We start from the raw sequence: 23,545 nt of genomic DNA, 5'->3' as shown, positions 1-23,545 counted from the left end.
GATCCGCTCGACGCGAGTCCCGCTCAGCCGGTGAAGCGGCGGCGGAGCCGCTGCCCCAGCAGCGAGACGCTGTAGCCCAGGATCACCCCGAGCGCGACCCAGACTCCGAGCATCCCGGCGCTGAGCAGCGCATTGGGGCCGATATCGGTCATTCGTCCCACTCCCAGGGAGATGTGTGAGAGCCACAGCGGCCCCACGGCGAGCAGCGCGGTGACCAGCCCAGTGAGGATCCCGAGCGCGAGGGTGGAGAGGACCCCGGCCAGCGGGCGCCAGGAGATCCGCAGCGTGAACCAGTCGTCCAGGTGGTTCTCCCCCTCGCGCAGCAGCCACCAGCCGGCGACCACACCCGCGAGCACCGGCAGACCCAGCACGAAGATCCCGTAGGCGTGGGCCTCCACCGGCAGCGCGGCCAGCACCGGCACTGCTGGCACCGCGCCCAGATCGGTGCCCAGCGGGGAGACCACCGAGCCAGAGCCGAGCGCGAAGCCGGACCCGGTGGAGTAGGCCAGGGCCCACAGGATCAGGTTCGGCGCCAGGCCCAGGTGCAGAATGGTCAGCCCCAGCACCCCGACGATCCCCGGGTTCAGCTGTTCATAGACATTGGCGATCTGCATCCACTGCACGCCCAGCTGCCCGGCCAGCAGCAGCGCCGCCAGCCCGCAGGCGGCGACGAAGCCGACCAGTCCAGCCCGGGTCACAGCCCAGGCGTAGGAGCCGGCCCAGCGCAGCCGCTGCGAGAGCTCGTCGATCCGGGCCTCGAGGTCTGTGCCGATCATCCGTGCGGCGCTGCGCGCCTCGGCGTAGCATCCGGCGAGCGCCGCCAGACTCATCAGCACTGCCGCGCAGAGCGCTGCCAGCCAGGGCATCACCTGGAAGGCCTCCGCCTGCGCCACCCAGGCGATGCCGGCCGCCCCGGCCGCATAGCCCAGGACCAGCGGAAGCAGACCCTGCCAGAGCTGATCGGAGTAGGAGCCGCGGGCGATCCGTCCGCCGGCCCGCCATCCCAGCCAGAGCGGGATCAGGGTCAAGCCCAGCGGCACCAGGTGGAACCAGCCTCCGCCCGGGACGTCGAGGGCCCCGCCCAGGGCGCCGGGGTCGAGGGTGACCACCAGCTCGACCGGTGTCCCGTGCAGCACCAGCCAGAGCTGCGCCGCCAGGGAGACCACGAAGTCCAGGTTGAAACCGGAGAATCCGCCCGCGAGGCTCATCACCAGCACCGGCAGGCCCACCAGCAGGACCGTGATCAGTAGGATCTGCGCAGCTTCGACCAGCCCGATGAGCCACAGCGGAGGGGTGGGCAGGCTGAATCGGCGCCGGGCGCGCAACGGGGACTTCGCAGCGGGATTCGCGGCGGTGCTGGATTCGGTGTCGGTGGTGGCCATCGGTCCTATCGTGCCAGCAGGTCCTGGTCTTCGGCTGGAGCAACAGGCCTCAGCCGATCATCAGTCGCAGACCTGTGATCAGTGCCATGATCGAGCCGATGAACGCCAGGATCAGCACAAGCCGACGGACCAGCGCCTCGTCGATGCGGCGCTGCAGCCACTCCCCGATCACGATCCCCAGCACGATCGCCACCACCGATCCGGCCCAGGCCCACCAGGGCAGACCGGGCAGCGCGCCGTCGTCGAAGGACCACTTGATCCCGAAGGAGCCCAGCGAGAGCATGATCCAGATCGGCTGCAGCGTGGCGATCATCGACATGATCGGCCAGCGCGAGAGGACCGCGTAGATCGTCACCGCGGGGCCGCCGACCCCGGCGATGACGGTGCCGGCTCCGGATCCGATCCCCGCGATCACCCTGGTGGCGGCGCCGTCGGCCTCGAAGGTGATCCGGCTCAGCAGCATCGAGGTGATCAGACCGATGATCACCAGGGCCGCGACCACCACGTAGAGCGGACCGGCCGAGGAGTTCACCGAGATCCAGGCGGCGGCGGGCATCACCGCGAGCGCGGGCAGGCCCAGCCAGAGCACCTTGCGCCATTCGATGTCGCTCCAGATCCGCGGCAGCACCAGCATCGGCGCGAAGATGCTCAGGAAGTTCACCAGCATCACGCCCTCGTGGGCTCCGATGAGCACGACGAGGAAGGGGGCCATGACCATCCCGAAGCCGAGCCCCACCAGACGCTGGATGACGGCGGCGAGCAGGACCAGGCCGACGACGGCGAGCGGTATCAGGACTTCCACCTGGTCACCTTATCCGCTGGGCAGGAAAACGTTTGAGCAGCGTTCACGGTGCGGTCACGAGGACGACGACCCACGCTGGCCCGGCCTGCCTAGCCTGAGGGCGTGAGAGTTGTCGTGGTGACTGAATCATTCCTGCCCCACATGAACGGCGTGACGAACTCCGTGCTTCATGTACTCGCCCACCTACGTCGCCGCGGCGATGACGTCACCGTCATCGCCCCCTCCGACACCATGTTCGACGCAGTGGCTCGCACCGAGCCCGGCAGCCCGGTCAGGGAGCTCTGTGAAGGCTTCCCGGTGATCCGGGTGCCCTCGCTGCCGCTGCCGGACTACCCGAAGGTTCGGGTCGCGGCGGGCTTCGTGACCCGGATCCGCCATCTGCTCGAACAGATCCGTCCCGATGTGGTCCATGTGGCCTCGCCCTTCGTGCTGGGCTGGCGAGCGATCCAGGCGGCGGGCGCGCTGGGGGTGCCCACCGTGTCGATCTATCAGACCGAGGTCCCGACCTACGCGGCGCGCTATGGGCTTCCCTGGGCGGCGGAGCTGCTCTGGCAGCACGTGGATCGGATGCATTCGGCGTCCACGCTGACCCTGGTGCCGTCCTCCTTCTGCCGCGAGCAGCTCACCCGGCGCGGCATCAAGCGGCTGAAGACCTGGCGCCGGGGCGTGGACACCCGACGATTCTCCCCGGAACGGCGCAGTCAGGCGCTGCGGGCCCAGATCAGCGGCTGGGCGGCCGCGCCCGGCGGGAGCGGTTCAGCCCCCGACGAGAAGCTGATCGGATTCGTCGGGCGGCTGGCCTCGGAGAAGCAGGTGCAGGATCTGGCGGTGCTCGATGCGCTGCCGGGCACCCGCCTGGTGATCATCGGCTCGGGGCCGCAGGAGGACGCGCTGCGCCGGGCGCTGCCTCGCGCGCATTTCGCCGGCTTCCAGTCCGGCGAGGAGCTGGGCGCCCATGTGGCGAGCCTGGATGTCTTCGTCCACCCCGGGGAGGCCGAGACCTTCTGCCAGACCATCCAGGAGGCCATGGCCGCCGGGGTGCCGGTGGTCGCGGTAGGTCGGGGCGGTCCGCTGGACCTGGTCGACGTCGGACGCACCGGCTGGCTCTACCGGCCTGGTGACCTGACCGGTCTGCGCTCGGCGGTGGAACACCTGATCGGCGACGATGCGGCTCGCCGGGACTTCGGGCGGCGCGCACACGAGAGCGTGCAGGACCGCACCTGGGAGGCGCTGTCCAACGAGCTGATCGGGCATTATGCCCGCGCCGTGGAGGTCAACCGGCGGGTCCGCACGATGCACCCCCGGCCGCGACGCTTCGCGTCCTCGGCCGGGGCCGCTGCCGAAGCCAGCTCGACCAGCTGAGGCCCTGCAGCTGAGGCTCTGCAGTTGAATCTGCGAGGCGGCCGAGCAGGCTCACCTGTGGAACCGTCTCAACTGTGGAACCGCCTCAGCTGCGGAGCAGACCGTGCTGGGAGAGCTTCGCCGCGATGTCCTTGCCGTCGGGACCATAGATCCAGGGGATCCGCCGATCACCGGCGAGCTGGACCGCGTCGGCCGGTTCGGTCGGGTCGCCGTAGTTGAGCAGATCGTTGCCCACCGGGTCCTCGGCGCGGCCACCGGCCAGCATCGCCTCGGAGTAGGTCAGTTCACGGATGATCACCGCAGTGACATGTTCCGGGTGGCGGCGGACGAAGTCGGCGTAGATGCTGGGATCGTGCTGACCGTCGTCACCGATCAGCACCCAGGACATCTCGGGGAAGTCCTGGGCCAGCCGTTCCAGCTGCTCCGCCTTATGCTGCTGCCCGGAGCGGAACCAGCGGTCCGCCGTCGGGCCCCAGTCGGTGAGCAGCAGCGGCCCCCGCGGGTAGAGATTCCGGGTCAGGAACCGGGTCAGCGTCTGCGCCACGTTCCAGGCGCCGGTGGAGATGTAGATGACCGGGGAGCCGGGGAAGCTGCCCATCAGCCGCTCCATCATCACCGCCATGCCGGGGGTCGGGGTGCGGGCGTGCTCATCGAGCACGAAGGAGTTCCACGCCGCGAGCAGCGGTCGGGGCAGCGTGGTGACCACCACGGTGTCATCGATGTCGCAGACCACCCCGGTCACGGTGGAGTCATCAATGATGTGCACCTCGGCGGTGGTGGACTCGCTGCCCGGGGCGTGCAGCGTGACCTGCTGCCAGCCGGGCTCCAGGTCCACTTCGATCACCGCGTCCACGATCCCGCCGCGGTCAGCGACCACCTCGAACTCACGACCGGCGATCTCCACCGTGATCTCCGCGAAGGGCACCGGGGCCGAGACGAAGTTGCGCCAGCCACGGACCCCATCGGCGATGACCTTGGCCACACGGAGTCCGTTCTCGAAATCGGAGTCCGGGGCCATCACCACCCGGGAGAACACGCGGACCCAGCGTCGGCAGCCGTAGCCGGTCATCGCGAGCATCGTGACGTTGAGTCCACGCCTGCGTGCCAGGCCGAGACGGAACTGGTGCCAGCCGTCCTCGGCCTTCATCACCCGGTTCCGGGTGCGATCGCGATAGTGGGACCGCACGGCGGCATTGTCCTGAATAACCTCAGTGGGCTCTGAGTTCGTCATCGGCTCGATCATACCGGCTGGTGTGCTGGGCCACTGCCGCAGCCCACGGGTGGGTAGGGTGAACCCGTGCCGCACACCATCGCCTCCCACCCTGACCCGCGCCAGCTCCGCGGGATCGCCCTTCAGGCCGCACAGGCGGCCGGGGCGCCCCTGGTGCAGGCCTTCCGCGCCGACCCCCGGCAGCCGGGGATGGCGGTCACCACCAAGACCAGCACCCATGATCTGGTCACGGTCCATGACGGGGCCACCGAAGATGCCCTGGCCGCCGCGCTGACCGCAGCGGTCCCGGACTCTTGGATCACCGGCGAGGAATCCGGTGCCCGCGGGCGCGGCGCGCTGGAATGGATCGTCGACCCCATCGACGGGACCAGCAACTTCGCGCACGGCTTCGCGATGTTCTCGATCTCCATCGCCGCGGTGTTCGCCGGGGAGGTCATCGCCGGGGTGGTCCACGACCCGGTCAACCAGCTCAGCTTCTCCGCCGACGACGACGGCGCCTATCTCAGCTCGGCCCAGCGCCACGAGACCCGGCTGGGGTCCACCAGCGGCAGCGCCACACGTTCCGGCGCCCAGCTGAACCTGATGACCAGCTACCCCTCCGCGGAGGTCCTGGCCCGAGAGGGAGCCCCTGCGCTGGAGGCCTTCGGCGAGATGGTCACGGGTTTCTCCACGGTGCGCCGGGTGGTCTCCGGGGCGCTGGAGCTCTGCCATGCGGCCGCCGGATGGAACGATGTGGTGCTCGGCGTGGACACCAAGCCCTGGGACATCGCAGCCGGGATGCTCATCCTCCGCCGCGCCGGCGGCACCTATCTGGCCTTCGGCCGTGATGCTGAGCCCGCCGGGCGCACCCCCGACCATCTGGCACCGGACTATCTGGGGCTGGGCCCCGGAGTGGACTCCGCCCTCGCCCGTCGACTGATCGGTGAGGCCAGCGCGCGGCGTCGTCGGTTTAGCCATTCCTGAACTTCGTCACAGGCGGTCGCGAGGTCCGCGGCGACCGAAGATCGGGAAGACTGAGCTCAATGAGCTCCCCCGATCCCGCAGACCACTCGGCTGACCCGAGTGCGTCACACACGCAGAACCCCGCCCCGACCCCGCGGCAGATCCGCCGGTGGCGTAGATACCTCGCCGATGAGCAGGCCGAGGGGCGGCTCTATACCGCTCTCGCGGAGCGCAAGCGCGGTGAGGAGCGCCAGATCCTGCTTGGCCTGGCCGCTGCGGAGAAGCGCCATGAGCTGCATTGGCGGGAGCTCTTGGGACCCGACGCCGAACGGCTGCCCGCCCCCTCGGCCCACCGGGTGCTGCTGGGCTGGATGGCGCGGATCTTCGGGTCGGTGTTCATCCTGGCGCTGGCCCAGCGCGCCGAGGGCGGCTCACCCTATGACGACGACGACGACGCGACCGCCCGGATGGCCGCCGATGAGGCCATTCATGAGGAGGTCGTCCGGGCCCTGGCCACCCGCGGCCGGGAGAAGCTCTCCGGGGGGTTCCGCGCGGCGGTCTTCGGCGCCAACGACGGCCTGGTCTCGAACCTGGCCCTGATCGTGGGCATGGGCGGGACCGGCGTCGGGACCGGCGTCATCCTGCTCACCGGTATCGCGGGGCTGCTGGCCGGGGCGCTCTCGATGGCCGCCGGTGAGTACGTCTCGGTGCGCAGCCAGCGCGAGCTGCTCGACGCCACCCGACCCACTCAGGTCACCCTGCGCGCCGCTCCGGACCTCGATTTCGACCACAACGAGCTGATCCTGGTCTATCGGGCCCGCGGCATGAGCGAGGCCGACGCCGAGCACCGTGCGCTCGAGCGGCTCGACGTCTTCGCCTGTGACTGCAAGCCCGAGCTCTCCCACGATCCGGGGGAGCCCGCCGATGCCCACGCCGCCGTCGGTTCGGCCTGGCACGCCGCAGGGTCCAGCTTCGTCTTCTTCGCGGTCGGGGCGACCATTCCGGTGCTGCCGTATCTCCTGGGAGCCGAAGGGGCCTCCGCGATCATCATCGCCAGTGCGCTGGTCGGGGTCGCGCTGCTGGGCACCGGCGCCATCGTGGGGCTGCTCTCCGGGGCCTCACCGGTCAAGCGCGGGCTGCGCCAGCTGGGCATCGGCCTCGGGGCAGCCGCAGTGACGTATCTCCTGGGTTCGCTCCTCGGGGTCACCGTGGTCTGATCAATGGGCTCCTCAGCGCTGGATCCATGGCCTGATCCGGTCCCGGCCGACTCTGCTGCGCGCTGTGGACACGGTCTAGACTCGGTGGTGCACAGTGAGGTGCATCACCGGCTGGAAGGCGGCGACGATGTTTGAACACCCTGAGGGCGAACCGGTCCTGGTACTGAGCGAGGACCAGTGCTGGAGTCTGTTGGAACGCGTTGCGCATGGCCGCCTGGTGACCGTGGTGGGCGGGCGGGCCGATATCTTCCCGGTCAACTGCGCGGTCCAGGACCGCTCGATCGTGCTGCGCACCGCGCCGGGCTCGAAGCTCGCCGAGATGGCGGTCAATGAGAGCGTGGTCTTCGAGGCCGATGGGATCCTCTCCGATCAGGCCTGGTCCGTGGTGCTGCGCGGCACGGCCACCCGCCTGGAGACCTCCGCCGAACGGGAGGCGGCCGAGGAGCTGAACCTGAAGCCCTGGGTCCCGACCATCAAGGACTTCTTCGTGCGGATCCGTCCCGAGGAGATCAGCGGCCGGCATTTCCAGTTCGGCGAGCATCCCGAGCGGGAGCTGGGCGAGGGCTCCGAGGGCGGCTGAGGCCGGGGTCGACACCTGGCCCGCTCCGGCAGGGCGCACAGACGAGGACGGGGCCGCCCCTGATGATCAGGAACGGCCCCGCACTGCGGTGTGGATCAGGCCTCAGCCCTTGAAGACCTCGCGAAGCAGCGCAGCGGTCTCGGACGGCGTCTTGCCGACCTTCACCCCTGCGGCCTCCAGTGCCTCCTTCTTGCCTTCAGCCGTGCCCGAGCCGCCGGAGACGATGGCGCCGGCGTGGCCCATGGTCTTGCCCTCGGGTGCGGTGAAGCCAGCCACGTAGCCCACGACGGGTTTGGTGACATGAGCCTTGATGTAGTCGGCTGCGCGCTCTTCAGCGTCGCCGCCGATCTCGCCGATCATCACGATGGCCTTGGTCTCCGGATCGTTCTCAAAGGCCTCCAGCGCATCGATGTGGGTGGTGCCGATGACTGGGTCACCGCCGATGCCGATGGAGGTGGAGAAGCCGATGTCGCGAAGCTCGTACATCATCTGGTAGGTCAGCGTCCCGGACTTCGAGACCAGACCGATGGGCCCGGCTTCGGTGATGTTGGACGGGGTGATGCCTGCCAGCGCCTGACCCGGGGTGATGATGCCGGGGCAGTTCGGGCCGATGATCCGGGTGACGGGCTTGCCGTCGGCACCGGTCTTGGTCAGCGAGAGGTTGAAGAACTCCGCGGAGTCCTGCACCGGGATGCCCTCGGTGATGACCACGAGCAGGCCGATGCCGGCTTCGATGGCCTCCACGGCGGCGTCCTTGGCGAACTTCGGCGGCACGAAGGCCACCGAGACGTCGGCGCCGGTCTTCTCCATGGCCTCGGCCACGGAGGCGAACACGGGCAGCTCGACATCATTGCCGGCCTTGTCCTTGTGGGACACGGCGGTGCCGGCCTTGCGAGCATTCACTCCACCGACGATGTTGGTGCCTGCTTTGAGCATCAGGGCGGTGTGCTTGGTGCCCTCGCCGCCGGTGATGCCCTGGACGATGACCTTGGAGTCCTTGTTCAGGTAGATAGACATTGTGTGAGCAGGTCCTTACTTGTCAGTCCGCGCGGAGTGCGCAAGTTCGGCGGCCTTGTCGGCGCCGGCGTCCATGGTGTCAGCGGTGGTGACCAGCGGGTGGTTCGCCGCTTCGAGAATGCGGCGTCCCTCCTCCACGTTGTTGCCGTCGAGGCGGACCACGAGCGGCTTGGTGGCGGAGTCCCCGAGGATCTCCAGGGCCTTCACGATGCCGTTGGCCACAGCGTCGCAGGAGGTGATGCCGCCGAAGACGTTGACGAACACGGACTCGACCTGCTCGTCACCGAGGATGACGTCAAGGCCGTTGGCCATGACCTCGGCCGAGGCGCCGCCGCCGATGTCGAGGAAGTTCGCGGGCTTCACGCCGCCGTGGGCCTCGCCTGCGTAGGCCACGACGTCCAGGGTGGACATGACCAGACCGGCGCCGTTGCCGATGATGCCGACCTGACCGTCAAGCTTGACGTAGTTCAGATCGTTGGCCTTGGCCTTGGCCTCCAGCGGGTCCTCGGTCTGCTCGTCGACGAGCTCCGCGTGTGCCGGCTGACGGAACTCGGCGTTCTCGTCGATGGTGACCTTGCCGTCGAGCGCGATGATCTGCCCGTCGCCGGTCTTCACCAGCGGGTTCACCTCGACCAGGGTGGCGTCCTCCTTGGAGAAGACGTTCCACAGCTGGATGAACGCGTGGCTCAGCTGCTCGTGCTGGTCTTCAGGGAATCCGGCCTGCTCAGCGATCTCCTTGGCCTTGGCCGCATCGATGCCGGTGTTCGGATCGACGCTCACCCGGGCCAGCGCCTCGGGGCGCTCGACGGCGAGCTGCTCGATCTCCACGCCGCCCTCCTTGGAGCACATGACGAGGTAGTCGCGGTTGGCGCGGTCCAGCAGGATCGAGAAGTAGTACTCATCTGCAATGTCTGCACCCTGGGCGATCATCACGCGGTGCACGGTGTGCCCCTTGATGTCCATGCCCAGAATGGCTTCAGCATGCTGCTGCGCTTCATCGGCGCTCTTGGCAAGTTTGACGCCGCCGGCTTTGCCGCGGCCTCCGACCTTTACCTGAGCCTTGACGACGACGACGCCACCGATCTTCTCGGCGGCCGCCTTCGCTTCTTCCGGGGTCTGCGCCACGATTCCGGCCAGCACGGGAACACCGTGTGCCTCGAAGAGATCGCGCGCCTGGTACTCATACAGGTCCACGTGTGTGTCCTTCTACGTCGAAGTCATCTCTACATGTGAAGGCCGACGGCGCGGCGCGCTTCACGCGCAGCGCTCAGCTGACCTTCTCCAGTGGAGCATATCGCAGGAGGAGTCGCTTCTCGGACCCGGCGAAGCTCACCTTGGCCACGGTCTTGGCGCCGGTTCCTTCGACCGCGAGCACCTCACCGACCCCGAAGCGCTTGTGGCTGACCCGGTCTCCGGGGCTCAGACTGGGGATCTCACGATCCGGATCCACCTGGCTCGGCGCCGCGCCACGGGTGGCCCCGGGCAGCGAGGAGGAGGTCTTCGAGCTGTCGGCCGCGCCGTAGATGGTCGCGCCGGACCGCGGTGCACCGGCGCCGTAGGAATTCGACCCCGAGCCCCAGCCGCCGCTGAGGCTGCCCGCGCCACCCTGGATGGAACCGCCGAACCCTGGGGAGCCGAATCGGGGGCCGCGCGAGGAGGTGGAGGACCCGGTGCTGACCTCGATGAGCTCCTCGGGGATCTCTCCGAGGAACTGGCTCGGCGGGTTGAACTGGTGCTGGCCCCACAGGTGCCGGGACTCGGCTCGTGAGAGGTAGAGCCGCTGCCGGGCGCGGGTCAGACCCACGTAGGCCAGCCGGCGCTCCTCGGCGAGCTCCTCGGGATCTGACATCGACCGCGAATGCGGGAAGATCCCGTGTTCCATGCCGGTGAGGAAGACCACCGGGAACTCGAGGCCCTTCGCGGTGTGCAGGGTCATCAGGGTGACCTGTCCCTGCTCCACAGCTAGCCGCTGGGACTCCTCGTCACCGGCCGAGGGGATCGCGTCGCGTCGGCGACCAGGGAGACCTGCTCCAGGAAGTTCGCCAGTGCGCCGGGGCCCTCCTGCGGCTCTGCCCCGGCGAGACCTGCCTCGCCCTGCGCCGTGGACCCGGCCTCGGTCTCGAGGAAGTCATCACCCTGGACGACTCCCCCGGCGGTGTCCCCGGCGGTGTCTCTGGCCGAGTCAGCCGCGGCGGCCTCGGTCTCATACTCCTTGACCACCGCCACCAGCTCGCCGAGGTTGTCCGCCCGGGACTCGTCCTGGAGGTCCTTGGACTGGCGCAGCGCCTCGAGCATGCCGGACTGTTCCAACACGGCTTCGAGCACCACCGAGGGCCGGCCGTCCTGGTTGAGCTGGATCAGGTCATCGATCATCCGCACGAAGGAGGCGATCGCCTTCAGCGAGCGGGTCGCGATCCCGGGGGCCTCCTCGGCTCGGCGCAGGGCCTCCAGGAAGGTGGTGCGGTCCCGGGTGGCCAGCGTGGCCACGGCACCCTCGGCGCGCTCCCCGATCCCGCGTTTGGGCTCGTTGAGGATCCGGCGCAGGTTGACGTCGTCGTCGGGGTTGTTGACCACCCGCAGGTAGGCCAGCGCGTCCTTGATCTCTTTGCGGTCGTAGAACCGGGTGCCGCCGATGACCCGATACGGGATGCCGCGGTTGATCAGCCGCTCCTCCAGCGAGCGCGACTGCGCGTTGGTCCGGTAGAACACGGCGACGTCGGAGGGCCTGATCCCGTGCTCGTCACCGAGCGAGTCGATGGTGCGCGCGATCCACTCGGCCTCATCGTTCTCCGAGGGGGCCACGTGAAGCACGACCGGAGAGCCCTCGCCGAGCGCGGTCCAGAGCTTCTTCTCGGTCCGGTTCGGGTTCTGCGAGATCACCGCGTTCGCGGCGTTGAGGATGGTCTGCGTGGAGCGGTAGTTCTGCTCCAGCTTGATCGTGGTGGCGTCGGGGTAGTCACGCGCGAACTCCGCGATGTTGCGGATATCGGCGCCGCGGAAGGCGTAGATGGACTGGTCCGAGTCACCCACCACGGTCAGCTCCGCCCCGGGCGTGGGCACCTGGGCCATGGCGTCCGCGGTGGTCTCGGTGGAGCCGGCAGGACTGGTGGGGCCGGTGAGCTGGCGGACCAGTCGATACTGGGCGTGGTTGGTGTCCTGGTACTCATCGACCAGCACGTGGCGGAATCGCCGGCGGTAGCTGTCCAGGATCCGCGGGAAGGCGTCAAACATGTAGACGGTCTCGGCGAGCAGGTCGTCGAAATCGTAGGCGTTGGCCGCGCGAAGCCGTTCGCTGTACTCCCGGTAGACGGTGGCGACCGCCTCGGAGAACGGCTCGTGGGCCGCGGTGGACTGGAACTGGTCGGCGTCGATGAGTTCGTTCTTCAGCGCGGAGATCTTGTTCTTCAGCGCCCGCGGGGCGAACCGCTTCGGGTCCAGGTCGTGGGACTTCGCGATGGTGGTGATCAGCCGCAGCGAATCGGCGCTGTCATAGATCGTGAATGTGGTGCGGCGCCCCAGATGGGCGGCCTCCGCGCGCAGGATCCGTACACAGGAGGAGTGGAAGGTGGAGATCCACATGCGCTCAGCAGGCGGCCCGATCATCTCCGCGATGCGGTCCTTCATCTCTCGGGCGGCCTTATTGGTGAAGGTGATCGCCAGGATCTCGTGCGGGCGGGCGGACCCGCTGCGCAGCAGGTGCACCACCCGGCGGGTCAGCACCCGGGTCTTGCCGGAGCCGGCTCCGGCGACGATCAGCAGCGGGGAGCCCGAGTGCAGCACGGCCGCCTGCTGCTCCGGGTTCAGCTCGGCCACCGCATCGGCGGGGGCGGCGCGGCAGGCGCCTGGTCCTGCTGCAGCACAGCGGGGCCGCCGTCGTCCTGGGCGGCGGAGCTGGCTGCAGCGCTGGGGCCGGTGGGCCGGCGCGGACGATCGGCGGACGTGGCTTTCGGCGGGGTGAAGAGGAAATCCATGGTGGCCCCCAGTCCTAAGCGTCGGAGCTGACACCGACTCGGCGCGAGGGCGGGCGAACCTCTGCCAGACTGGAGGTGAAGCGGATCTATCCAGGAGGGTCATGTCCAAGCGGCGCAAGAAGGTGCGGGGCAACCCTGCACGTGAGGTCACGGAGCAGGAATCCTCAGGAGCCCCTGGAGCTCCGGGCGGGCTTCGGGCATTTCGTCAGGCACGCCGCGAGGGTCGAGACCTCTCCGTGACGCCGAAGCGTCGCGACGACGTCCAGGACGGGTACCTCAGTGCGGCCAGTCAGCGCGCCGGTGAGGGCACCGACTCCAACCCGCCACCTGCTGCTCTACGCGCTCCTGGGGGCTGACGGTCTTCCTCTTCGCCTATCTGCACCCTCTATGGCGCTGCCACAGATGAACTATTTCGCCGGCGGCTTCTCGATGCCGGACAGCCGCCTGTTCGGCTATTCGGTGGATGACATCGAGCGGCTGCGCAACGTCATGGACTCCGACGCCACCGGTCAGCTCAGCTTCTTGCACCGCACCGCAGGCATCCTGTTCCCACTGTCCTTCCTGCTCTGCAGCTGGGCCGTGGTCGGGCTGGTCATGCGCCGCGGAGTCTTCCGCTGGTTCGTGCTCACCGGCGCGGTGCTCTTCGCGGCGCTGGACATCATCGAGAACTTCCTGATCGACCGGATCCTCACCATGCAGCCGCTGGATGAGGGCCTCGTGGCGGTCGCCTCGGGATTCACCATGGCCAGCTGGGCGCTGTTGATCATTCTGGGGGCCGTGGTGATCAGTGCCGTAGTGATGAGCCTGTTCCGCCGGGGCTTGGAACGACCCTAGGCCCAGGCCAGCCGCAGAGACCCGGCGCCGCAGGTAGGATGGTGCGGTGCCGCGCTGGACTCACGGCATCCGCCGGTGATCCTCACCGCGCAGCCCTCCGTAGCTCAGGGGATAGAGCACCGCTCTCCTAAAGCGGGTGTCGCAGGTTCGAATCCTGCCGGGGGGACCAGAAGAACCACTGATCAGCGCCTTGTGTCACCGAGTTGACCGCTCTTCGCCTCTGATTCAGGTGGCCGGCTCCACCCTGGACGTCAAAGACGACGGCACAGCTTGTCGGTCAAGGGTTCGCCTGGCCAGGATTCCTCACCGGTGGCACGCAGACCATCCGGAGACCTCCGAGCGGGTGCAGTGTCGCAGAACACATCTACAGTAGACCTAGCCGGCCCGCTCAGGACCGGGGCTACCTAGAGGAGAGCGACATGTCCGAGACCAATTTCCAGGATGAGGTCCTGCACAAGCTTCGGTCGCTGGAAGAGTCGATCAAGAGACTCGAAGGCGAACTACGTCTGGTCAAGAACTACCAGCAGGGCTTGGGAGACGAACACACGGACTACACGACTCGAGGCTGAGTCACGCAACAGCGTGGGTGCTGGTGTGCTGCTGTAGATCTGGTGAGAGGGCCGGCCCTGATGACCGGCCCTCTCGCATGTCCTGACGGCACCAGAGATGCACCTTTCCTCGAATCACGTGTCACAGGGTCGATCCCTCCCGGGGCGTCCCAGATCAGAGGCCGAGATGGCGCTGCAGCGCCTCTGCCCGCTCGGCTCGCCCCATCAGCCGGTAGGCCAGGAGCCATTCCTCCGGGCGTGCCATCTTCAGGCCCCTCCACGCATGGCCCGGTCTGGCCGGAATGGTCACGACGCCACCGTTCGACTCCAGGGCAAAGCCGGTCAGCACGTCGATGCTGTGATCACCGGCCTCGATCCCGGCATCGCTCAGCGCCGCCTGCAGCCTGGCCACCGCCTGTTAGCGGCGGGATCGATAGGGCCGCCGGGGGGGGGCAGGGATCCATGGGCCCAGGATATCGCCGTCGAATGTGACCTTGCCCCGGATCAGGAATCGAAGCCCTCCGCTCGCGGTTGCTCTGGGAAGAACAGATCGGGCGGCTCTGGAACGAGCCGCGCCGAGAACCTCGCAGACAAGGACCTTCTTCATGACTTCTTCCGCCCAGGCCAGCCAGGTGCAGGATCAGCTCTTCTCGCCGCTCTCCCTCGGTGCCATCGAGCTGCGCAACCGGCTTGTGATGGCTCCGCTGACCCGCATCCGCGCCGGCGAGGACGGGGTGCCCAACCAGATGATGGTCCAGTACTACACCCAGCGCGCGTCGCTCGGCCTGATCGTCACCGAGGGCACCTTCCCGGTGATGGAGGGCCGCACCTGGATCGGGCAGCCCGGCCTGGAGACCGCCGAGCAGGTCGCCGGCTGGCGTAAGGTCACCGAGTCGGTGCACGCCGCCGGGGGCAAGATCATCGCCCAGATCATGCATGGCGGGCGGATCGGTCATGAGCTGATCTCGGGCACCGGCCGCGTCGTTGCGCCCAGCGCTCTCGCCGCCCCTGGCGAGATCCGCACGCCTGAGGGCAAGGCGCCGCACCCGGTGCCGCATGCGCTGAGCGCCGAGGAGGTCGCACAGACCATCGCCGACTTCACCCAGGCCTCGCGCAACGCCATCGAGGCGGGCTTCGACGGGGTGCAGCTCCACGGTGCCAACGGCTACCTGCTCCACGAGTTCACCGCCCCGGGCTCCAACACCCGCACCGATGGCTACGGCGGATCCCCGGAGAACCGGGCCCGGCTCTCGGTGGAGGTCGCGGCCTCGGTGTCTGAGGCGATCGGCGCGGACCGCACCGGCATCCGACTCTCCCCGCAGCACAACATCCAGGGGGCGATGGAAGAGGACCACCAGGACGCGCTGGCCACCTACCGTTCGATGGCCGAAGGCTTCGCCCCACTCGGGCTCAACCACATCGATGTGCTCAACGCGGACCCCGCGAGCGAGATCGTGCAGCTGATCCGCACGGTCTCCGGCGCCCCGCTGATCGCCAACTCCGGCTTCGGCGTGCAGACCACGCGGGACGAGGCCGTCCGGCTGGTGGAGCAGGATCTGGCCGAGGCGGTGGGCGTGGGCCGCTCCGCCATCGCCAACCCGGACCTGGCCCGGCGCTGGGAGCTGGGGCTGGAGGAGAACCAGCCCGATCCCACCACGTTCTACGTGGGCGGCGAGCGCGGCTACACCGATTACCCGGCGCTGGAAGACGCGACCCTGAAGAACTGACCCGCGCAGACCTGGGCGCAGGTGATTCAGGCGAGTGGCAGGCGCAGACCCAGGTGCGCCGCACCCGGCGCGTGGATCGTCAGCGGGGCGATGGCGCCGTCGAGTTCGACCTCGTAGTCGCCGAGGAACCCTTCGAACTGCAGGCGCCCTGCCTCGTCCGTGCGCAGCGGCGTCTCGGGCATCCACCACTCCCCCTTGATCAGCTGGTGCAGCCTGTCATAGGCCGGTTTGGGGGTGCCGTCCCGGCGGAGCAGACCGCCGGGCGCATTGAGCCACATGTCCTTGTCCGGCAGACCCCAGTAGGTCAGTGACTCCACAGACGGATGCCCCAGCAGACGGCGGTAGTGGGCCTCGACCTCTTCGGCCTGGCGCGCCTCGCCCTCCTCGGTGGAGGGCCACGCTTCGGGCGAGACCAGCCAGTCGTTGAGGTCAGAGATGTCGGCGGGCACGGGGGTGCCGGAGAGGATCGTGGTCTCGGTGAAGTGGATCGGGATGTTGTAGCGGGAGAAGCGCTCCAGCACGCGCAGCGTCTGCTCCTCCCCCCAGGTGCCCTGGTGCATATGAGACTGCAGACCTAGCCGGTCGATCTGGATCCCTGCCTCCAGGGCCGCCTCGATGAGGCACTCGTAGGCGGTGGACATGTCGAAGTCATTGAGCAGCAGCGTGATGTTCGGGTTGGCCGCCCGCGCCTCCTCGAAGGCCAGCCGCATCATCGCCACTCGCCCCTTCTGGCGGGCCAGTGTGGTCACCCCGTTCGGCTCCACGGGGAACACCGGCATGATGACGGCCTCGTTGATCGCGTCCCAGGTGTCGATCACCCCGGCGAAGTCCCGGACCTCGCGGCGGATCCGATCACGCAGCGCCTGGTCGATCTCCTCGACCTCCAGCTCCATCAGCCACGGCGGGCTCAGCGTGTGCCAGAGCAGCGGATGGCCCTTGACTCCGATGCCGCGGTCCTTGAACCATCGCGCGGCCGCCAGCAGCTCGGCGGTCTTCGGTTCGCCGCGGACCGCTTCGAACCGGCCCCAGTAGAAGGGCAGCGTGGCCCTGTTGAACAGCGCCAGCCAGCGCTGGGCGACCGCGGCGTCCGCGGCGGCATCCTGGGAGCGTCCATTGATCCAGTCGATCAGCTCGAACCCGATGCAGCCGAACCCGAAGGCGTGGTCACGCTGGCGCACCAACACGTCCCGGTCGGCGAGCGGGGCCCCGGTGGCGTCGCTGAGGGTGAGCGTGGTCTGGGACCGGCGGTGCGCCAGACTCGGGTCATAGCTGCGGGAAGGTGCCGGGGCGGTGAACAGCGAGGTCATGGCTCAAGTCTGCCATGCCCCTGTGATCTAGTGCACAGAAGCGCATCGGAGACGCCGGCCTGCTCGCCGTCGACCGCGCAGACCCCGGGCATGCAAGAAGACCGGCCCCCTGATCTCGCTGATGCGAGTTCAGGGGGCCGGTCTCTGTGAGGTTCTGTTCATCGAACCCGAGATGCTCAGCTTCAGAAGGCTATGCAGCCATCCTCAGCGAACTTAGTGAAGCTCAGAGGGGGTTGACGTTCTCAGCCTGAAGACCCTTGGGGCCGCGGGCGGTCTCGAACTCAACCTTCTGGTTCTCCTCGAGGGAACGGAAGCCGGAAGTGGTGATCGCGCTGAAGTGCACGAAGACATCGTCTGAACCGTCTTCGGGGGCAATGAAACCATAGCCCTTTTCAGCGTTGAACCATTTAACTGTGCCTGTAGCCATGATGTTTCCTTAATATACTTGCTCTTGCTACGCATCGATCTCACGATGCATGTTCCGCAGTCAACCTGGCCGGTCGATTGCGGTGACCACTTGGGCGACCGCATAGGTGTAGAAGCCCTTGTAGTACTCCGTCAGCCTACGCTAATAATCGGCTGGGGTCACTACCGGTCTCGATGAGGGCTCGTGATCCGGCCTGCGCGCCGTGGTCATGGCTGCTCGTCCGGCATCTCGACGCGTTGGAAGTGGGTGTAGAGGTTGATGGACCCGCCGCGGGAGAACCCGGCCAAGGTCAGCCCGGAGCGGTCGGCGAGGTCCACCGCCAACGAGGACGGCGCCCCCACCGCGCTGAGCATCTCGATCCCGGCCAGGGCCGCCTTCTGCACGAGCTCGAAGGAAGCCCGCCCGGAGACCTGCAGCACGGTGCCGCTCAGCGGGAGCCGGCCCTGAGTCAGGGCCCATCCGACCACCTTATCCACGGCGTTGTGCCGCCCGACATCCTCCCGCAGGCACAGCAGCGTGCCCGCAGCGTCGAACAGCCCGGCGGCATGGACTCCCCCGGTCTTGCCGAACAGCGCCTGGCTCTCGCGCATCAGCTCTGGCAGCGCGAGCAGCGTCTCCTGGTTGAGCTGCAGCATCTCGGGCATGCGTGGCGGCAGGGTCTTCTCCACCGCGTCGATGGAGGTGGTTCCGCAGATCCCGCAGGCGGAGGTGGTCAGGACATTGCGGGTGCGCAGCAGCGAGGTCGGGGCCAGAGCGGGATCGAGCTCGGCGTCGATGACGTTATAGGTCTGATTCCCCTGCTCGTCGGTGCCGGCGCAGTAGCGCAGGCTGCGCAGGTGGTCCTGGGAGCTGATGATCCCCTCGGCGACCAGGAACCCGGCGACCAGTTCGAAGTCATGCCCGGGGGTGCGCATGGTCACGGTGAAGGACTCCCCGGCCAGGCGCAGCTCCAGCGGCTCTTCCACAGCGAGCAGGTCGACCTTGCTGCGGGTGCCGCCCGCACGCAGGGTGATCACGCGCCGGCGATCGGTCAGTCGTCCCATTCGAAATCTTCTCCTCGTTGTCCAGGCACCAAGAGGCAGTCCACCGGATCCCCGGGTGCCAGTCCGCCTTCGGGCACGATCGCCAGTGCCTCTGACTGGGCCAGGCCGCGCATCATGTGAGAGCGACTGTGGCCGGCGGGCAGCACGCCCTTGGGGCCGCGCCGCACGGGCAACAGCCGGACGCCGCGCCGCGCCGCCGGGAGCCGGGCTCCCGCGGTGAGGCGCACGGTGGGCGTGCGCTCCGCGGCGGGGATTCCGCGCAGTGCACGCAGCAGCGGCACTCCCAGCGCGGTCAGCGCGGAGAATCCGGCCAACGGGTTCCCGGGCAGACCGAGCAGGTACAGGGGCTCCTTGCGGCGGGACAGTCGAGCCAGAAGGACCGGGTGACCTGGACGCATATCCACGGAGTCCACGGTGAGCTCGGCGCCGAGGGCGTGCAGGGCCGGTCGCAGCGCATCCGCGCGGGAGTGCGCGGTGCCGCCGCTGGTGACGATCAGGTCGACGCTCCCGACCTCGGAGATCTGCCGGAGTGTGGCGGCAAGTGTCTCGGGATCGTCGCCGAGCCGCTGGGTTGTCACCGCGGCGGCTCCCATCTCGTGGAGCATCTGTGGCAGCGCCAGACCGAAGACGTCACGCACCTCACCGGGTGCCGGCATCCCGCTGGTGGTGACCTCCGCGCCGGTGAGCACCAGGTGCACGCGTGGGCGGCGGATGACCGTGACGTGGTCATGTCCGGCGACGGCGGCGACGGCGGCTCGCGCCGGGGTGAGCACCGCCCCAGCTGGCACCAACTGGTCTTCGGCGCGGCATTCCGCACCGGCGGGGCGGACATTACGCTGCGGGGCGGTGTCGGGGCTGGTGCTCAGGGCGCGGAGCCGAGGCCCGTCGGTGATCCCGTGCTCGGTGCGCAGCACCGCATGGGTTCCCGTTGGGACCACGGAGCCGGTGAGCACCTCGGTGGCTTCTCCTGGCAGCAGCGGGGCCGGTCGGTCTGCGGGGCTCTGTGCCTGCTCGGGGCGCAGCGCCCACTCGGGCCCCCCGGTCGAGCTTCGCAGCGGGTCTGCGGCCAGTGCCCATCCGTCCATGGCGGAGGTTGAGGCATGCGGGATGTCCTGCAGCGCCCGGACCGGGTCCAGCAGCACGCCGCCTATGGCCTCCTGGAGGCTCAGCCGGTCAGCGGCCAGCGGACCAGCGGCGGCCGCTCGCTCCCGAGCCTGCGTCAAAGTGATCATCGCGGTGCGGGGCTGTGTCAACCCACAGCTCCGGATCGGCGTTCGAGCAGCTGTGCCGCGACCCGGGAGGCGGCGCGGGAGGCGGTCTGGAAATCTGCCTGCCCGGTGGCCTCGGCCAACCCGGCGACGTAGCCGATGAGGTAGGTGGTCACCGGCGCCGCAGGGCGGACCACGGTGTGCGCCGCCTGGCCGGCCAGGGCCAGGACGGCGTCGATGTCGATCTCGATGCCGTCGACCTCGAGGTGATGCGCGAGCTCCTTGATCCAGAGCTCGATGGACTCATGCGATTGCGCTGCTTCTGCCGACATGGCGACTCCTTGATTGACACTGCTCCCAGAGTCTCACAACCGAGCACCTCAGGGCAGGCGCATTCCGAGCCGCTGGGCGTCATGAAGCGTGTCCACGTCCTCGCTGACTTCGGGCGGGGCCACCGGCCGGCGCAGCGTCGCGGCCTCCTCCAGGCCTTGCAGCAACCATCGGAGCGGACGGTCCTCGGCCTCGGAGGGTGAGAGCGCTGCGACCCGGCCGAGAAGCCAGTCGGTGGGCACGGCGCTGCTGAGGTATTGCTGCCGACCCGAAGCATCACGGGGCAGCACCGCGATGGGCGCGTCGACGTCGAGCTTCTCGGAATGGGTCTTCTCGACGTCGGGCTTCTCGAGCTCGCCGAGGAGCCAGTCCAGAAGAGCGGCAGGCTCGGTCAGGTCGACCGCCAGCAGCAGGGTCCATCGGGTAGGGACAGCGCCTGCACCTTCACTCTTGGCAGACCCGGCGCTGCCAACGGACTCCGGGTCTGGCCCGAGGCGTTGCAGCGCGGCGGCTCCGGCGAGGACTCCCGCGGCCGGCCCCGCGAAGCCGGGGGCCTCGCGCACCAGCGGGACCGAGCCAGGGATCAGCGGTTCCAGTGCCGGTGGGCCCACCACCACGGTGGCGATGTCTCGACCCTGGAGCTCCTGGATCCAACGTTCGATCTGAGTCTGAGCTCCGCGACGGAGCAGAGCCTTGTCCACCCCGCCCAGTCTGCTCCCGCGTCCTCCGGCGAGCAGGATCGCGGAGATCGCAGACCCCGCGGCCGCGGCTGCGCCGGGGCGAAGCTCAGTGCGAGGAGGCATGGCTCAGGAATGGCATCCAAGCGTCCCGGGGTGCGTCGAGCTCCACCGGCATCCAGACGTGATGAGGGGGTGCCTGGGGCGTGATGCCCAGGGTCCAGCCGAGCTCATCCAGGGTCTTGCTGCCCTTGCGCGCGTTGCAGGTCCCACAGCAGGCGACCAGGTTCTCCCAGCTGGAGTCTCCGCCGCGGGCCCGCGGAATCACATGGTCCACCGTGGCGGCGGGCCGGGCGCAGTAGGTGCACTGACGACCGTCGCGGCGCAGGATGCTTCTTCGTGACGGCGCCGCAGGTCGCCGGCGGGAGACTCTGACGTAATGGTGCAACAGGATCACCGCCGGACGTGGGACCAGCGAGGAGGGGGTGGTGATCGGAGCGTGGTCCTCGGCAAGCACGCTGGCCTTGCCGTGCATGACCAGCACGGCGGCGCGGCGTGAGGTGACCACGCTCAGCGGCTCGTAGCCTGCGTTGAGCACCAGTGTTCGCATATCGGGGCTCCCGTGCGTTCACCCCTGCTCGTCGTGCTGCCGGTCGGTGCGCCTCAGCGCGCTTCTCGGCGCGGTCCTCACAGGGTTCCACAGCGTTCTGCTCTGCCTGTACAGGCTCAATATAGACCGTGGCGAGCATGATGCCCACTTGATGACGTGGCGTCCGGGGACACGAACGCCGCAGGGCGCGATCCCGATGAGGATCGCGCCCTGCGGCCGAGGTGTGTTGCACCGCCTAGGCGGCAGAAGCGTCAGTTGGCGCTGAGGTACATCGTGTTGGACCAGTACGGGGAGTCCAGCGGGTACTGGATGGTGCCCACGCGAGGGTTGTTCGCGCCGATGAGCTGGCCGTTGCCGACGTAGATCGCAGCGTGGCTGCCGCCGTTCTGGATGACGATGTCGCCCGGGGAGGGCGAGGAGACCTGGCGCATGGAACCCATCATGGCGTAGGTGCTGCGGGGAACCGAGACGCCAGCCTGGTTGTAGGCCCAGTTGATGAAGCCGGAGCAGTCCCAACCCGAAGTAGGTGAGGTGCCACCGAAGGAGTAGGGGTTGCCGAGGCCGGCGTAGGCTGCGCCCACGATCGAGCCGTTGCCGCCGCTGGAGGATGCCGGGGCGTCGTTCTGTGCGGAAGACGTGGAGGCGACCTGGGTGTTGCCCTGGGACTGCTGACCGGTGTTGGACTGCGCCTGCTGGGTCTCGGGCTCGGGTGCCGGTGCAGGCTCAGGTGCCGGTGCGGGCTCAGGAGCCGGTGCAGGCTCAGGTGCCGGAGCGGGAGCCGGTGCAGGCTCAGGTGCCGGAGTGGAGGTCACGACGGGACGGTCGAAGGAAAGCTTGGCGTCCTGGGCTGCGAACACCGTGACGGCGGAGGTGGTGCTGGCGCGCTCCACGCTGAGGCCGGAGGCGTTCACGTCCAGGGTGGTGACCTCGGGGGTCTGGATGTCGGTGCCGGCGTTCGCGGCGACTCCCGAGGAGATCACCAGGCCGGATGCTGCGACGGCAGCTGCCGCGCCGCGCCCGAAGGTGCCGGCGTTGGATGCCACGGCCTTGGCCAGTGAAGGCTTGGCCTGGCGGCGCCGGTCACGGCGTGAGACGAAAGTCATGTCTGTCACTTTTCTGGAAACCTCTCCCTGTAGTTGCGGGGCCGCCTCAGTGAAGTGCAAGCCGGGAAGCTCACGTTCTTCAGGTCTCGATCGACCGCGATGCCCCGCACCCTGCCTTGCGGTAGTTTTCGTGCTCCGGTCAGCGGCAGGAGAAGATCTGACGGAGGCGCTGCGACTTCGGACATCGGCCGCGAACACGAGTACGACGTTATAACAGATCGATAAAATTGTCACGCTCAGGTCACGGTCGGTGCAGAAAACTACTGAGGACCCGGCATGAGACACAGGTCGCCACACCTGAGGGATGCCTCGAAATTCTTTATAATCCCTTGTCAGAGACGAATATCGGGATCCTCGACAGGACACGACGAGTCCAAGCGGCGTATGTCATTTCGTGACAATGTGCGTCATCTCACCGTGACATTGCCGTGTTGGAAGGCCCCGGGAGGGCGTTCAGGAGGTCGATGACACTTCCACGAACAGGTGCTGGGCGACTTCCAGCGGCAGCTCGACCTCCAGCTGCTCGTCGGGCGCGATCACGACCTCCAGCATGACGTAGGCCTGATTCACCCCTCGCAGCCGCAGGGCCCCGCCGGGGCGCAGTCCCGCCTCGAGCAGCTGCTCCAGGACCTCGGGCTCCATCTGGATCGACTCCGCCAGGCGCTTGACGATCCACAGCGAATCGTCTCGCCCTTCCGGATCTGCCTCGGCCGCGTGGCGCATAGTGATCTTCGTCGGCACCGGGGGCTGCTCCGAGAGCACCACCCCGAGCTGGTCGAGGCCAGGGATGGGATTGCCGTAGGGCGATTCCACCGGTGACTGCAGGATCTCCACCAGTCGACGTTCCACTCGCTCGCTCATCACGTGCTCCCAGCGGCAGGCCTCTTCGTGGATGTACTGCCATTCCAGTCCGATCACGTCGGAGAGCAGGCGTTCGGCCAGTCGATGCTTGCGCATCACCTGCACCGCGAGGTCTCGGCCGGACTCGGTGAACTGCAGTCGACGGTCCGTGGTGAGCACCAGCAGCCCGTCACGCTCCATGCGCGCCACCGTCTGGGACACCGTGGGCCCGGAGTGCTCGAGCCGCTCGGCGATCCGGGCACGCAGCGGCACGATCCCCTCTTCCTCGAGATCAAGGATCGTGCGCAGATACATCTCGGTGGTGTCGATCAGATCGGTCACGTGTGACTCACTCTCCTGCGCCGAGCCTTGATAACGTGAGCCTCG

The 23,545-nt window shown here is 68.3% G+C and carries 25 protein-coding genes and 1 tRNA gene; 9 read left to right on the top strand and 17 right to left on the bottom strand.

All coding sequences use genetic code 11. The features are described from left to right. Positions 1–23: 23 nt before the first annotated feature. Together BG28_RS00350 and BG28_RS00345 are read right to left on the bottom strand one after the other, a co-directional pair. Complete coding sequence (locus BG28_RS00350; protein ID WP_084479273.1) at positions 24–1,382, bottom strand: DUF6350 family protein; 1,359 nt, start codon at positions 1,380–1,382, stop codon at positions 24–26. Between the two features lie 49 nt (positions 1,383–1,431). Further along, positions 1,432–2,184 carry a sulfite exporter TauE/SafE family protein gene (locus BG28_RS00345; protein ID WP_036473161.1) on the bottom strand — a complete coding sequence of 251 codons (753 nt, stop codon included), beginning with the start codon at positions 2,182–2,184 and terminating at the stop codon, positions 1,432–1,434. A gap of 102 nt (positions 2,185–2,286) precedes the next feature. On the opposite strand from BG28_RS00345, the gene BG28_RS00340 reads away from it, so the two are divergent. After that, positions 2,287–3,546: a glycosyltransferase family 1 protein gene (locus tag BG28_RS00340; RefSeq protein ID WP_051500753.1), complete on the top strand. Its 1,260-nt coding sequence runs from the start codon at positions 2,287–2,289 to the stop codon at positions 3,544–3,546. A gap of 85 nt (positions 3,547–3,631) precedes the next feature. Here the strand turns inward: BG28_RS00340 and BG28_RS00335 are convergent, their stop codons facing one another. Beyond that, positions 3,632–4,777, bottom strand: coding sequence for an App1 family protein (locus BG28_RS00335; RefSeq protein ID WP_036473157.1), 1,146 nt, complete (start codon positions 4,775–4,777; stop codon positions 3,632–3,634). A gap of 66 nt (positions 4,778–4,843) precedes the next feature. Here BG28_RS00335 and BG28_RS00330 point away from each other — a divergent pair, with 66 nt between their 5' ends. The 3 genes from BG28_RS00330 to BG28_RS00320 all read left to right on the top strand — a co-directional run bounded on the left by BG28_RS00330 (position 4,844) and on the right by BG28_RS00320 (position 7,516). Next, positions 4,844–5,740, top strand: a complete 897-nt coding sequence (locus BG28_RS00330; RefSeq protein WP_235180892.1) for an inositol monophosphatase family protein — start codon at positions 4,844–4,846, stop codon at positions 5,738–5,740. Between the two features lie 59 nt (positions 5,741–5,799). Further along, complete coding sequence (locus BG28_RS00325) at positions 5,800–6,936, top strand: VIT1/CCC1 family protein (RefSeq protein ID WP_036473156.1); 1,137 nt, start codon at positions 5,800–5,802, stop codon at positions 6,934–6,936. A gap of 127 nt (positions 6,937–7,063) precedes the next feature. After that, positions 7,064–7,516: a pyridoxamine 5'-phosphate oxidase family protein gene (locus BG28_RS00320; protein ID WP_036473154.1), complete on the top strand. Its 453-nt coding sequence runs from the start codon at positions 7,064–7,066 to the stop codon at positions 7,514–7,516. A gap of 102 nt (positions 7,517–7,618) precedes the next feature. Here the strand turns inward: BG28_RS00320 and sucD are convergent, their stop codons facing one another. The 4 genes from sucD to BG28_RS00305 all read right to left on the bottom strand — a co-directional run bounded on the left by sucD (position 7,619) and on the right by BG28_RS00305 (position 12,607). Further along, positions 7,619–8,533, bottom strand: a complete 915-nt coding sequence (gene sucD, locus BG28_RS00315) for a succinate--CoA ligase subunit alpha (protein ID WP_036473150.1) — start codon at positions 8,531–8,533, stop codon at positions 7,619–7,621. A gap of 15 nt (positions 8,534–8,548) precedes the next feature. Next, complete coding sequence (gene sucC / locus BG28_RS00310; RefSeq protein WP_036473148.1) at positions 8,549–9,727, bottom strand: ADP-forming succinate--CoA ligase subunit beta; 1,179 nt, start codon at positions 9,725–9,727, stop codon at positions 8,549–8,551. Positions 9,728–9,800: 73 nt separating this feature from the next. Beyond that, a complete protein-coding gene (locus BG28_RS16580) occupies positions 9,801–10,469 on the bottom strand; it encodes a 3'-5' exonuclease (protein WP_152539164.1) in 669 nt (222 codons plus the stop codon). A gap of 26 nt (positions 10,470–10,495) precedes the next feature. Then, positions 10,496–12,607 carry a UvrD-helicase domain-containing protein gene (locus BG28_RS00305; protein ID WP_152539163.1) on the bottom strand — a complete coding sequence of 704 codons (2,112 nt, stop codon included), beginning with the start codon at positions 12,605–12,607 and terminating at the stop codon, positions 10,496–10,498. On the opposite strand from BG28_RS00305, the gene BG28_RS15215 reads away from it, so the two are divergent. The 4 genes from BG28_RS15215 (at position 12,606) to BG28_RS15580 (ending at position 13,907) form a co-directional block, all read left to right on the top strand. Then, positions 12,606–12,860: a hypothetical protein gene (locus BG28_RS15215; protein ID WP_152539162.1), complete on the top strand. Its 255-nt coding sequence runs from the start codon at positions 12,606–12,608 to the stop codon at positions 12,858–12,860. The genes BG28_RS00305 and BG28_RS15215 overlap by 2 nt on opposite strands. A 46-nt stretch (positions 12,861–12,906) precedes the next feature. Then, the gene (locus tag BG28_RS00300) at positions 12,907–13,338 is read left to right on the top strand and encodes a hypothetical protein (protein ID WP_161634774.1); all 432 of its coding nucleotides are present in this window, start codon (positions 12,907–12,909) and stop codon (positions 13,336–13,338) included. A 93-nt stretch (positions 13,339–13,431) separates the two neighbouring features. Next, positions 13,432–13,507, top strand: a tRNA-Arg gene (locus tag BG28_RS00295). A 250-nt stretch (positions 13,508–13,757) separates the two neighbouring features. After that, on the top strand, positions 13,758–13,907 hold the full coding sequence (locus BG28_RS15580; RefSeq protein WP_161634773.1) for a hypothetical protein: 150 nt from the start codon (positions 13,758–13,760) through the stop codon (positions 13,905–13,907). A 154-nt stretch (positions 13,908–14,061) separates the two neighbouring features. On the opposite strand, the gene BG28_RS00290 is transcribed toward BG28_RS15580, so the two are convergent. Continuing rightward, the gene (locus BG28_RS00290; RefSeq protein ID WP_036473145.1) at positions 14,062–14,298 is read right to left on the bottom strand and encodes a hypothetical protein; all 237 of its coding nucleotides are present in this window, start codon (positions 14,296–14,298) and stop codon (positions 14,062–14,064) included. 193 nt (positions 14,299–14,491) lie between these two features. Between BG28_RS00290 and BG28_RS00285 the strand changes: the two genes are divergently transcribed. Further along, on the top strand, positions 14,492–15,613 hold the full coding sequence (locus tag BG28_RS00285) for an alkene reductase (protein WP_051500751.1): 1,122 nt from the start codon (positions 14,492–14,494) through the stop codon (positions 15,611–15,613). A gap of 26 nt (positions 15,614–15,639) precedes the next feature. Here the strand turns inward: BG28_RS00285 and BG28_RS00280 are convergent, their stop codons facing one another. From BG28_RS00280 to BG28_RS00240, 9 genes are all read right to left on the bottom strand, one after another. Next, entirely contained in the window at positions 15,640–16,920 is a 1,281-nt protein-coding gene (locus BG28_RS00280; protein ID WP_051500750.1) for an endo-1,4-beta-xylanase, read from the bottom strand. A gap of 223 nt (positions 16,921–17,143) precedes the next feature. Next, positions 17,144–17,347 carry a cold-shock protein gene (locus BG28_RS00275; protein WP_036473143.1) on the bottom strand — a complete coding sequence of 68 codons (204 nt, stop codon included), beginning with the start codon at positions 17,345–17,347 and terminating at the stop codon, positions 17,144–17,146. Between the two features lie 206 nt (positions 17,348–17,553). After that, the gene (gene fdhD, locus BG28_RS00270) at positions 17,554–18,390 is read right to left on the bottom strand and encodes a formate dehydrogenase accessory sulfurtransferase FdhD (RefSeq protein ID WP_036473140.1); all 837 of its coding nucleotides are present in this window, start codon (positions 18,388–18,390) and stop codon (positions 17,554–17,556) included. Beyond that, positions 18,378–19,643 (bottom strand): molybdopterin molybdotransferase MoeA, encoded by a 1,266-nt coding sequence (locus tag BG28_RS00265; RefSeq protein ID WP_161634772.1) that lies wholly within the window; start codon positions 19,641–19,643, stop codon positions 18,378–18,380. Before BG28_RS00265 ends, fdhD begins: the two co-directional genes overlap by 13 nt. Then, positions 19,640–19,930, bottom strand: a complete 291-nt coding sequence (locus tag BG28_RS00260; protein WP_036473138.1) for a DUF6457 domain-containing protein — start codon at positions 19,928–19,930, stop codon at positions 19,640–19,642. The genes BG28_RS00265 and BG28_RS00260 overlap by 4 nt, the downstream gene beginning before the upstream one ends. A 48-nt stretch (positions 19,931–19,978) precedes the next feature. Then, positions 19,979–20,731 carry an NTP transferase domain-containing protein gene (locus BG28_RS13985; RefSeq protein WP_051500748.1) on the bottom strand — a complete coding sequence of 251 codons (753 nt, stop codon included), beginning with the start codon at positions 20,729–20,731 and terminating at the stop codon, positions 19,979–19,981. After that, entirely contained in the window at positions 20,715–21,215 is a 501-nt protein-coding gene (locus BG28_RS00250; RefSeq protein ID WP_036473135.1) for an HNH endonuclease, read from the bottom strand. The genes BG28_RS13985 and BG28_RS00250 overlap by 17 nt, the downstream gene beginning before the upstream one ends. A gap of 251 nt (positions 21,216–21,466) precedes the next feature. Continuing rightward, the gene (locus BG28_RS00245; protein WP_051500747.1) at positions 21,467–22,318 is read right to left on the bottom strand and encodes a C40 family peptidase; all 852 of its coding nucleotides are present in this window, start codon (positions 22,316–22,318) and stop codon (positions 21,467–21,469) included. A 453-nt stretch (positions 22,319–22,771) separates the two neighbouring features. Further along, complete coding sequence (locus BG28_RS00240) at positions 22,772–23,500, bottom strand: metal-dependent transcriptional regulator (RefSeq protein ID WP_036473132.1); 729 nt, start codon at positions 23,498–23,500, stop codon at positions 22,772–22,774. Positions 23,501–23,545: the final 45 nt, after the last annotated feature.

This window comes from Nesterenkonia sp. AN1 (assembly GCF_000582475.1).
GTDB lineage: Bacteria > Actinomycetota > Actinomycetes > Actinomycetales > Micrococcaceae > Nesterenkonia > Nesterenkonia aurantiaca.
Note: the sequence above shows the minus strand (reverse complement) of the source record. Positions and strands in the feature narration are given on the sequence as shown.

What these genes read in the sequence shown, in the direction of transcription:
- BG28_RS00350 (WP_084479273.1), bottom strand. Translation starts at nt 1,382, where the DNA reads ATGGCCACCACCGACACCGAATCCAGCACCGCCGCGAATCCCGCTGCG.
- BG28_RS00335 (WP_036473157.1), bottom strand. Translation starts at nt 4,777, where the DNA reads ATGACGAACTCAGAGCCCACTGAGGTTATTCAGGACAATGCCGCCGTG.
- BG28_RS00325 (WP_036473156.1), top strand. Translation starts at nt 5,800, where the DNA reads ATGAGCTCCCCCGATCCCGCAGACCACTCGGCTGACCCGAGTGCGTCA.
- BG28_RS00320 (WP_036473154.1), top strand. Translation starts at nt 7,064, where the DNA reads ATGTTTGAACACCCTGAGGGCGAACCGGTCCTGGTACTGAGCGAGGAC.
- sucD (WP_036473150.1), bottom strand. Translation starts at nt 8,533, where the DNA reads ATGTCTATCTACCTGAACAAGGACTCCAAGGTCATCGTCCAGGGCATC.
- BG28_RS16580 (WP_152539164.1), bottom strand. Translation starts at nt 10,469, where the DNA reads ATGACCCTGCACACCGCGAAGGGCCTCGAGTTCCCGGTGGTCTTCCTC.
- BG28_RS15215 (WP_152539162.1), top strand. Translation starts at nt 12,606, where the DNA reads ATGTCCAAGCGGCGCAAGAAGGTGCGGGGCAACCCTGCACGTGAGGTC.
- BG28_RS00305 (WP_152539163.1), bottom strand. Translation starts at nt 12,607, where the DNA reads ATGACCCTCCTGGATAGATCCGCTTCACCTCCAGTCTGGCAGAGGTTC.
- BG28_RS00300 (WP_161634774.1), top strand. Translation starts at nt 12,907, where the DNA reads ATGAACTATTTCGCCGGCGGCTTCTCGATGCCGGACAGCCGCCTGTTC.
- BG28_RS15580 (WP_161634773.1), top strand. Translation starts at nt 13,758, where the DNA reads ATGTCCGAGACCAATTTCCAGGATGAGGTCCTGCACAAGCTTCGGTCG.
- BG28_RS00285 (WP_051500751.1), top strand. Translation starts at nt 14,492, where the DNA reads ATGACTTCTTCCGCCCAGGCCAGCCAGGTGCAGGATCAGCTCTTCTCG.
- BG28_RS00280 (WP_051500750.1), bottom strand. Translation starts at nt 16,920, where the DNA reads ATGACCTCGCTGTTCACCGCCCCGGCACCTTCCCGCAGCTATGACCCG.
- BG28_RS00275 (WP_036473143.1), bottom strand. Translation starts at nt 17,347, where the DNA reads ATGGCTACAGGCACAGTTAAATGGTTCAACGCTGAAAAGGGCTATGGT.
- fdhD (WP_036473140.1), bottom strand. Translation starts at nt 18,390, where the DNA reads ATGGGACGACTGACCGATCGCCGGCGCGTGATCACCCTGCGTGCGGGC.
- BG28_RS00260 (WP_036473138.1), bottom strand. Translation starts at nt 19,930, where the DNA reads ATGTCGGCAGAAGCAGCGCAATCGCATGAGTCCATCGAGCTCTGGATC.
- BG28_RS13985 (WP_051500748.1), bottom strand. Translation starts at nt 20,731, where the DNA reads ATGCCTCCTCGCACTGAGCTTCGCCCCGGCGCAGCCGCGGCCGCGGGG.
- BG28_RS00250 (WP_036473135.1), bottom strand. Translation starts at nt 21,215, where the DNA reads ATGCGAACACTGGTGCTCAACGCAGGCTACGAGCCGCTGAGCGTGGTC.
- BG28_RS00245 (WP_051500747.1), bottom strand. Translation starts at nt 22,318, where the DNA reads ATGACTTTCGTCTCACGCCGTGACCGGCGCCGCCAGGCCAAGCCTTCA.